This window comes from Phormidium sp. CCY1219 (assembly GCF_055795085.1).
In genome coordinates, this window is record NZ_JAYFEQ010000607.1 from 1 (window position 1) to 8775 (window position 8775).

Annotated in this window: 8 protein-coding genes and 1 pseudogene; 7 read left to right on the forward strand and 2 right to left on the reverse strand. The window is 54.7% G+C overall.

All coding sequences use genetic code 11. From position 1 onward, the window contains the following. Nucleotides 1–72: 72 nt before the first annotated feature. Nucleotides 73–204: a hypothetical protein gene (locus AC0QH1_RS17115; protein WP_324632446.1), complete on the forward strand. Its 132-nt coding sequence runs from the start codon at nt 73–75 to the stop codon at nt 202–204. Here AC0QH1_RS17115 and AC0QH1_RS17120 read toward each other — a convergent pair. After that, the gene (locus AC0QH1_RS17120; protein WP_324632447.1) at nt 201–440 is read right to left on the reverse strand and encodes a hypothetical protein; all 240 of its coding nucleotides are present in this window, start codon (nt 438–440) and stop codon (nt 201–203) included. The two genes, AC0QH1_RS17115 and AC0QH1_RS17120, sit on opposite strands and share 4 nt — an antisense overlap. 116 nt (nt 441–556) lie before the next feature. Here AC0QH1_RS17120 and AC0QH1_RS17125 point away from each other — a divergent pair, with 116 nt between their 5' ends. From AC0QH1_RS17125 to AC0QH1_RS17150, 6 genes are all read left to right on the forward strand, one after another. Next, nucleotides 557–1168 (forward strand): FeoA family protein, encoded by a 612-nt coding sequence (locus AC0QH1_RS17125; RefSeq protein WP_324632449.1) that lies wholly within the window; start codon nt 557–559, stop codon nt 1166–1168. Then, nucleotides 1168–3513, forward strand: coding sequence for a Fe(2+) transporter permease subunit FeoB (gene feoB, locus AC0QH1_RS17130; RefSeq protein WP_324632450.1), 2346 nt, complete (start codon nt 1168–1170; stop codon nt 3511–3513). The genes AC0QH1_RS17125 and feoB overlap by 1 nt, the downstream gene beginning before the upstream one ends. Before the next feature lie 143 nt (nt 3514–3656). After that, nucleotides 3657–3917, forward strand: coding sequence for a FeoC-like transcriptional regulator (locus AC0QH1_RS17135; RefSeq protein WP_324632451.1), 261 nt, complete (start codon nt 3657–3659; stop codon nt 3915–3917). Nucleotides 3918–4431: 514 nt separating this feature from the next. Then, complete coding sequence (locus AC0QH1_RS17140) at nt 4432–5535, forward strand: HMA2 domain-containing protein (protein WP_324632452.1); 1104 nt, start codon at nt 4432–4434, stop codon at nt 5533–5535. Further along, the gene (locus AC0QH1_RS17145; RefSeq protein ID WP_324632453.1) at nt 5535–7784 is read left to right on the forward strand and encodes a heavy metal translocating P-type ATPase; all 2250 of its coding nucleotides are present in this window, start codon (nt 5535–5537) and stop codon (nt 7782–7784) included. Before AC0QH1_RS17140 ends, AC0QH1_RS17145 begins: the two co-directional genes overlap by 1 nt. 45 nt (nt 7785–7829) lie before the next feature. After that, nucleotides 7830–8156, forward strand: coding sequence for a DUF5132 domain-containing protein (locus AC0QH1_RS17150; protein WP_324632454.1), 327 nt, complete (start codon nt 7830–7832; stop codon nt 8154–8156). A 124-nt stretch (nt 8157–8280) separates the two neighbouring features. Here the strand turns inward: AC0QH1_RS17150 and AC0QH1_RS17155 are convergent. Beyond that, nucleotides 8281–8775: pseudogene (locus AC0QH1_RS17155) on the reverse strand (hypothetical protein); the annotation flags it as partial.

Here is an 8775-nt window from a genome sequence, read left to right on the forward strand (position 1 = left end):
GGCTAAAGCCGCACGTTCGTTTTTCCTCCCCCGGCTAAAGCACGGGGGTTTCCAAACGTATCGGAGGTTATCATGAATCATCAACCGTTTCTGACCCCGGGGTTCAATTACGCGAAAGCACACAGAAGTGGCGTACCGGGGTATAGCAAAGAACTCCCCAGAAAAGTCGCCCGCGAAATCGGCAGTTTTCACCTAGAGTGTTAGGGTGGCAATAGAACCAGCAGGCAATCCGTCGGGCAAGCTCCGATGTGACGCTCCATAAGTTTTTGAGAGAATGTCAGCAACTCCGGACCGACAATACCGGACTTTTGCCCTACAATGTCAACTGAGGTGGTAAAGACCGCACGCGAGGAAAGTGACAGCAGGTAGAGACGCGCGCGGGTCAACCCATCACTATTTTGGAAAAATAGGAGAAAGCGTAAAAAACGCAGTGCATTCATAGTAAAATAGGATGAAGTGGATTTGTGGCTCGACTCTGGGGCTATTTTCCCCCAGAGTCGCGATCGTCAACTTTTCGGTTTTTATTGACAATAATTATCAACTAAGGAGAAATGGAATGAAAGGAATGGCCAGGAGAAACAATCGGCATCACCGACAAAGAAACCGTGGAGAAGGCTGGTTGAGCTTTTTTGCGGAAACGCCTAATATGACGGAATGCAGGACGCTGAGCAGCGCTCGCGGCATACCGCTGGGGATGGCACAGGCGGGCGATCGCCTGCGGGTGCAGGAGCTAAGCGGCGGCGAAAACATGATAAATCATCTCATTAAGCTGGGGTTAGTTCCGGGCAAGGAACTGCAAGTGGTGAGTCGGCGGGAATCCGGATCGGTGATGGTAGCGATCGCCGGGAAACACGTAGCGTTAGGGGCGAGTATGGCGCATCACATCCTCTGCACGGAAGAGGCGATCGGCCAACAAAATATCCCCACCCCGGGCAAAACGCGGTTGCGGGAAATCTGCATTGGTTGCAAAGGGCGCGTGGTTGGATACCAATGCACCACGCGCAGCTACAAACGTCGCCTGCTGTCAATGGGACTGACGCCGGGAACCGAATTCACCGTGACCCGCCACGCCCCCCTCGGCGACCCCACGGAAATCAAACTGCGGGGCTTTAGCCTCACCCTTCGCAAAGACGAAGCAGACGCCCTGCACATCGAGGAGGTTAACTAATGACACAACCGACAATTGGGTTACTTGGCAACCCCAACTGCGGCAAAACCTGCTTGTTCAATGCCTTAACCGGATCGAACCAACAAGTGGGCAACTGGCCCGGGGTCACGGTGGAGCGCAAATACGGTAAATATCGCGAGAACGATCGCGAGATAGCCGTAGTGGATTTGCCCGGGGTGTATTGCCTCGACGCCGAAGAAGACGAAAGCGGACTGGACGAAAGAGTAGCGCGGGATTACCTGAGTTGCGGCGAAGCGGATGTCATTGTCAATATTGTAGATGCATCGAACTTAGAGCGCAACCTGTATCTGACCACCCAACTGGTAGAGATGCGCTTGCCGATCGTGGTAGCGCTGAACATGATGGATGTAGCGCGCGATCGCGGGGTGAAAATTTATCCCGACCTCCTCGCCGAAAAACTCGGCTGTCCGGTGATTCCGATTGTCGCCGCCAAGGGAGAGGGAATAGAGAGCCTGCGATCGGCGATCGGGGAACAACTGCAAACCCCCACCATGCCTCACGCTTACGTTCCCTATCCGCCGGTTCTGGAAGAAGCGCTACTGGACTTAGAGACCGCGATTTGCGACCAACAGCGCGCCGTGCAAGTGTCCCCGCGCTGGACCGCGCTCAAACTGCTGGAATACGACGATCGCAGCAATGTAGAACTCAGCGATCGCGACTTCGATCGCCTGGTGGTGACCAACCGCCGCAAAATCCACCAAACCCTGGGCGAAGACCTGGATATCATTATTGCCGACAGTCGCTATAGCTTCATCCACCAAATCGCCAAAAGTGCCACGGATCGCAGCGGCGAAGCCAGTAGCACCCTCACGGAAAACATCGATCGCGTGGTACTCAACCGCTGGTTGGGAATCCCCATCTTTTTAGGCGTCATGTATTTGATGTTCTTGTTTACCATCAATATCAGCAGCGCCTTTATCGACTTTTTCGATATCTTAGCCGGGACGATTTTCGTGGATGGGTTGAGCCACCTGCTGGGGAATCTCGGCACCCCCGAGTGGTTGGTGGTTCTACTCGCCGAAGGAGCTGGAGGCGGGATTCAAACCGTAGCCACATTTATTCCGGTGATTGGATTTTTGTTCCTGTTTCTCTCCTTTTTGGAAGACTCCGGCTATATGGCGCGCGCCGCCTTTGTGATGGATCGGTTTATGCGCTTTATCGGGTTGCCCGGGAAATCCTTCGTGCCGATGTTAGTCGGGTTTGGCTGTAACGTGCCGGGGATCATGTCTACCCGCACCTTGGAGAACAAACGCGATCGCTTGATTACCATCGTGATGAACCCGTTTATGTCCTGCGGGGCGCGGTTGCCCGTGTATGCCTTATTTGCCGCCGCCTTTTTCCCGATCGCGGGACAAAATATCGTCTTTGGACTGTACCTGATCGGGATTACCGCCGCGATTTGCACCGGGTTAATCTTGAAAAATACTCTATTGCGCGGGGAAGCTTCCACCTTCGTGATGGAACTGCCTCCCTATCACTTACCTACGGTTAAGGCGGTGCTGTTCCGCACGTGGGATCGGCTGAAAGCGTTTATAATGAAAGCCGGGAAAGTCATCGTCCTGATGGTGGTGGTGCTGGGGTTATTAAATTCCGTGAGCGTCGATGGCTCTTTTGGGCACCAAGATAGCGATCGCTCCATCCTCAGCGCCACCAGTCGCAGCGTGACCCCGGTGCTGGCCCCGATGGGCATCGAACAAGACAACTGGCCCGCCACCGTGGGCATTTTTACGGGTGTCTTCGCCAAAGAAGCTCTGGTAGGAACATTGGATTCCCTATACAGCGAAATGGCTCGCGAGCGCATGGATGCAGCCACAGAGGATGGATCGGGCGAGGCATTCGACTTCTGGGGCAATGTAGGCGCTGCATTTGCCACGATTCCGGCTAACTTAGCCGAAGTGCCCGGTGCCTTGCTCGACCCCCTGGGTCTGAATGTGGGGGAAGTGCAAGAAATCGATATTGCCGCAGCGGAACAAAATGTCTCTCTAGGTACCTTTGGCGAAATGAACCGCCGCTTTGGGTCTCAGGCGAGTGCCTTTGCTTATCTGCTGTTCGTGCTGCTATACGCTCCCTGTGTCTCGGCGATCGCGGCAGTTTATCGCGAAACTACCGCTCGATGGACGGTATTTGTGGTGGCTTGGACCACCGGTTTGGCCTATTGGGTAGCCGTGATGTACTATCAAGTCGCAACCCTACCGGCACATCCCGTTTCTTCCCTCCTGTGGATCGGCGGACTTCTCCTCGTTTTAGGCGCGACTTTTATCGGCTTGAAAATGGCGCGACCCGTTCCACAGGCGAAACGTCAACAAGCAATAAGCAGTTCTTGAGTTTATCCCCCACCCCTTTCTCTTGGAGGTGGGGATAATTAATTCTCTAGGGATTCGTCCTTTGGGACTTGTCCAATTTTGATGGCAGGGACTTCAATAAATGATTTAAACTGATAATAGACATGTAAAAAAAAGGATCCGTCGTGATTTTAAGTGACATTCAAACTTATCTATCCCAACAAGGGAAAGCCTCTCTGGCCGAACTTTCGGTACACTTTCGCATTGATGCCGATGCGTTGCGCCCCATGTTGGCCAAACTGGTTCGCAAACATCGCCTGCGAAAAATCGAACAACCCCAAAAATGCTGCGGTTGTAGCGCCTGCACGGCGGAAAGTCTAATCGTCTATGAATGGGTGGGGGCGAAGCGGAAATCTTTTGCAACTGCATCGAAAAACGGGCAATAACATCCGCACCTCTATCCTGACAAAAAATTCCGGCGGAGGGCTTGCTTGGTTGATGCTAACATCGCCAATGATGGGTCTTCTTTGGGGGGAGATTGCAAAAGTTTCTCAATCGAATGGCAAATTGCTATCGCCTGCGGTGAAAAAAAATCGCCCGAGCTAACCGTTTCGAGTTGAGGCATTTTTGGATAGCAACCGAGTCAGGGGGTCATATTATTGGTAGGCTTTCTCAATCTAAGTTTTTCGAGGGGAACTATCAGTTCGCCTTCCGGTTCAAGCCCCCGGTCAAGTTCAGACTCGGGGAAGGGGAAGGAGAAATATTTCTGCTATTCTAGCATAGGTTTTTTTGATAACCAAATCTTAAAGTTTTGTTAAATAAATCGGCGAAAGCGATCGCATCACCCTAATATGGTTGTACTCTGAAAAAAGGATATGAATCCGTGGGAAATTTTCTGGCGGCACGCCGGTCCCGACGCGCATTCAGGAAAAACAACTCTACGGGAGGAGAGGAAGACGAATGACGAGTACAACCGCAACCCCAACTATCGGGAGCATTCAACTGGTGCAAGCTATCTCTGGATGCGTGCAGCTTCGCGCGTCCGATGCCAATGCGGAGGTATGGCTGAATACCCTCGGGCAACAGTTGCGATCGCGACGGGGGGTGTTGGCGGTTTATACCGATGCCACCACAGGTTATTTGATTATCGTCTTCGATCCCAGCGCGCTGCCCTTGGCGGAGATGTTGAACATTCTGCAGCAGTGGGGGGTGTCGGGGATTAACGTACCGCAGACGCCGGCCCTGCAAGTGGGACAATTCCTGCAGCAACACCACGAAGTAGAAGCGATCGCGCCGATGATTGTGGGGATGGTGCTGACGCAAACCCTGCGCCTGCGCGGGGGATGGGCGCTGCTGGCCAATTTAGTGGGGGCGAGCGTGACCCGTCAAGCCCTGGAACAATTAGAGAAAAGCTCAGAAGCAGCGATATCCACCGGACCAAACGAAGCGATCGCCGCACTTCCGGAAGCCCCCGCCGAAGAAGCAGAAGCAGAACGCCCGGTGGCGATCGTCCACGCCATTCCGGGACGAGTGCGGTTTCGCATCCCGGCCCTGAGTGACGAGTTTGAATGTGCCGAACGCCTGCAAACCGTGTTCGCCGCCGATCGCCGCATCACCAGTGCCCGGATCAACCGACTCGCCGCCTCGGCGATCGTGGTTTACGAATCCGATGGCGTATCCGATAGCGAAATTATCCTAGAATTTGTAGACTTAATCAAGGCCGCGATCGGGGAAACTTCACCTTCCGAAACCGAGAGCCAAACCACGGCCCGGGAAACGATGCCGGGGGAGGGTGAAGGCGAAAAAAAGTATCACCCCCCGGCACAGAATAACGGGAATTTGGCGAGAGAAAATCCCGCACAAAACCGCGAACCTCCCGGGGTGAGCATGGCTTTAGTAAACGAAAGCGAGGGGAAAACGGCAAAGGAGGTAATGCTGCTAGAGGGACAAGCAGAGGAAGCTTGGAGTTATTTTAATCCTTGTTTTGCCCGAGCATTTTTCAACTCGGTGATGACCCGCATCATGGGAAGCAACACCGCAGAAGCGACCACAGGAGAAGGGTAATGAAAACCAAGAGCGAAAATCGGGAAATCGAGCCGATCGCTCCTTACCAGGTGACTGATGCGTGGATTGCCTGTTGCGTGGTGCATGCGATTCCCGGACGAGTGAGATTTCGGGTGCCTCGGTTAGCGGGGGATACCGCCTATGGCGATCGCTTGGTGCAGGGGATATCCGCCGCCGCCGAAGTGACCCAAGTGCGGGTGAACGTCACCGCCGCCAGCGTGGTAATTTGCTATAAAACCCACAGCCTGAGCGACGAGGAAGTGCGATCGCGCTGTGTGGGGTGGATTCAAACCGCAGTCACGGCGGAGAAAGTGCAGGGAAACCCTCCCGCCGCCGCACCGGTGGAGAAAGCCGAGTCAGAAACAGCCGACTGGTCCGACTTGAAAGCGCCAGCGATCGCCACAGTGCTGGCGGTACTGAGCGGACCGTTGCGGCTACCGATACCCCGGACGATTGTAGCGGCAAGTGTGGCAACAGCAGCTTGGCCGGTGGCCAAACGGGCGATCGCCAGTTTGCTGGGAGAGCGACGGATTAATATCGATTGTTTGGATATGATGGCGATCGCCCTGTCCTCCCTGCGCGGGAACTTAGTGACGCCGGCATTGGTGATGACCCTGCACGAACTCGGGGATACCATCCGCGATCGCACCGCCCGCGCTTCCGCCGCCAAAACCGCCGATTTGCTCGATACCCTGGGACATTATGCCTGGGTAGAACGCGAGGGCGAGAAACGGCAAATCCCCGCCACCGAGGTGCAAGTGGGCGAAACCGCGATCGTCTATCCCGGAGAACAAATTCCCGTAGACGGGCAAGTGCTGCGCGGACAAGCCACCATCGACACCCAGAAACTCACCGGGGAATCCATGCCGATCGTCGCCGATATCGGCACCACCGTGTATGCCTCCACCCTGGTTAGATCCGGCGAGATTTACGTGAAAGCCGAACGAGTGGGAGCCGCAACCCGCGCCGCCGCCAGCTTAGAACTGGTGCGACAAGCCCCGGTACACGATACGCGCATGGAAAACTATGCCGCCAACATCGCCGATCGCGCCATCCTCCCCGCCTCCCTTTGGGCCGCCGTGGTGTGGGCCTTTACCCGGGATCCGGGACGGGCAGCCGCGATTCTTACCTTAGACTTCGTGACCGGATTGCGCGTTTCCCTGCCCACCACCTTGATGGCTGCCTTGACCCATGCCACCCGACATGGGATACTCATCCGCAGCGGGCGGGCATTGGAACAATTGGCAGAAGTGGACACCATTGTGTTCGACAAAACCGGGACGCTCACTTGCGGCGATATATCAGTTGTGAAAATCGAGCCAGTGGCCGGTCGCCTGAGCGAAGACCGACTGCTGGAACTGACCGCAGCAGCCGAACAACGGATTACCCATCCCGTGGCCGAAGCCGTCATGGACTGCGCCCGCGATCGCAACCTGCAGATTCCTCCGCGCGGCGAGTGGCATTACGAAGTCGGCTTGGGCATTCGAGCCGAAATTGACGGGCATAATGTGCTGGTGGGTAGCGATCGCTTCTTGCTGCAAGAAGGAATCGATTTGGATTGCCTGTACGAACAAATGCCCTGCCTCGGACCGGAAGGGTGCGAGAAAGGGAGTTGTTTGATTACGGCAGATTGTTCCTTGATTTATGTGGCTTGCGATCGCGAGTTTCAAGGGGTGATTCAATATGCCGACCCCCTGCGATCGGACAGTGGCCCGGTGATTCGGCAACTGCAGGGCGAGTATGGGTTAGAGCTGCACTTGCTCACCGGGGACGATCGCAAACGGGCGATCGCCGTGGGGCAAGAGTTGGCCCTGCCCGAGGGGAACATCCACGCCGAAGCCTTCCCAGAAGAGAAAGCAACCATCGTGCGCCAGTTGCACGAATCCGGCAAAACCGTGGCATTTGCCGGGGATGGATTGAATGATTCCGTCGCCCTGGCATATGCCGATGTTTCGATTTCCTTTGGGAATGGATCCGACGTGGCGCGCGAAACCGCCGATGTGGTGCTGATGAATAACGACTTGTATAGTTTGCTCGAAGCGATCGCGATCGCCAAGGAAACCCAGCACGTCATCCAGCAAAATATCGGCTTGTCCGTTGCGCCGAATATCGCCGCCTTGGCATTTGCCTCCACCGTGGGCTTGCATCCCCTCGCCGCCACCGCAATTCACAACGGTTCCGCGATCGCCGCCGGCTTAAATGGATTGCGTCCCCTGATGCACGTGGACCCGCCCACACCCGCCGCTTAACCCGCTAAACTTTTATGCAGTGTTATCGTTAAAGAGGATACTATTATGGCTAGCAATTTGACCGCCAACCACATGCGCGAACATCTCGGGGAGTTGATGGAAGGAGGACAGCGAAACCGCAACCTCGCCTTAGCTGTAGGCGCATTAGCGATCGCCCCGATAGTGGTTCCCGCGATCGCCAAAGCCGCCAAACCGATCGCCAAAGCGACGATTAAAAACGGCATTTGTCTCTATGAAAAAGGCAAAGTCGCCGCCGCTGAAGCCGGCGAAGTTTGGCAAGATATGGTCGCCGAAGCCAAAGCCGAAGCCGTCGCCTCCCAAACCCAACCCCAGAGCCAATCTCCCGCCTCCAATCGGGTGGTAATCGAATAGGCTTAAAAAGCCCCTGGGTCAGGGTGGGGCGTTAGTCCGCACAAAGCCCGCCTACGCGGGCTAATTTTTTTGGATTGGCAATTGTCCCCCCGGCATATCATCTGGGAAGCGTATATAGCGGATTTCAAATTAATGTGGTAGGCAACTCTCTTCTGTCCCAACCGCCAATGCACCGAATCGGTGAGAAATTCTTTACCGCACCACTATGAGAACCCCTATAAACAGCGCTTGATTGAAATCGCGCCTTGGCTTTTCTTGCGGGAGCATGACAAGGATTCATTGGGTTGGCGATCGCATTGTATAGTTCCAGGCGTAAGCCCAAGTTGTATCGCAATAGGTCACTGTCCGTGAAGAACAGGCCACATTCATTACACTTGCCCTTTTGCTTCTTCAACAGTTTGGCTAACTTGGCTGGAATTCCAACCTTGTTGATTCCTCTCTTACTCCAGTAAGCCCAATCTCCATCAAATGGAGACTTATCATCTTTGACTTTGATGTGTCGCTTGATAGGCGTTTCATCATGTTTGAATAGTCTCAACCCTTCTTGCGCTTGAAACGTCCAGTTTCCATTGGCTCCATGATGGTAATACTTTCTGAGCTTATCAATGGACGCTTTCCC

Bases quoted from the DNA above. Each gene is read 5' to 3' on its own strand.
- AC0QH1_RS17115 (WP_324632446.1), top strand. From the start codon at position 73: ATGAATCATCAACCGTTTCTGACCCCGGGGTTCAATTACGCGAAAGCA.
- AC0QH1_RS17120 (WP_324632447.1), bottom strand. From the start codon at position 440: ATGAATGCACTGCGTTTTTTACGCTTTCTCCTATTTTTCCAAAATAGT.
- AC0QH1_RS17125 (WP_324632449.1), top strand. From the start codon at position 557: ATGAAAGGAATGGCCAGGAGAAACAATCGGCATCACCGACAAAGAAAC.
- feoB (WP_324632450.1), top strand. From the start codon at position 1,168: ATGACACAACCGACAATTGGGTTACTTGGCAACCCCAACTGCGGCAAA.
- AC0QH1_RS17140 (WP_324632452.1), top strand. From the start codon at position 4,432: ATGACGAGTACAACCGCAACCCCAACTATCGGGAGCATTCAACTGGTG.
- AC0QH1_RS17145 (WP_324632453.1), top strand. From the start codon at position 5,535: ATGAAAACCAAGAGCGAAAATCGGGAAATCGAGCCGATCGCTCCTTAC.
- AC0QH1_RS17150 (WP_324632454.1), top strand. From the start codon at position 7,830: ATGGCTAGCAATTTGACCGCCAACCACATGCGCGAACATCTCGGGGAG.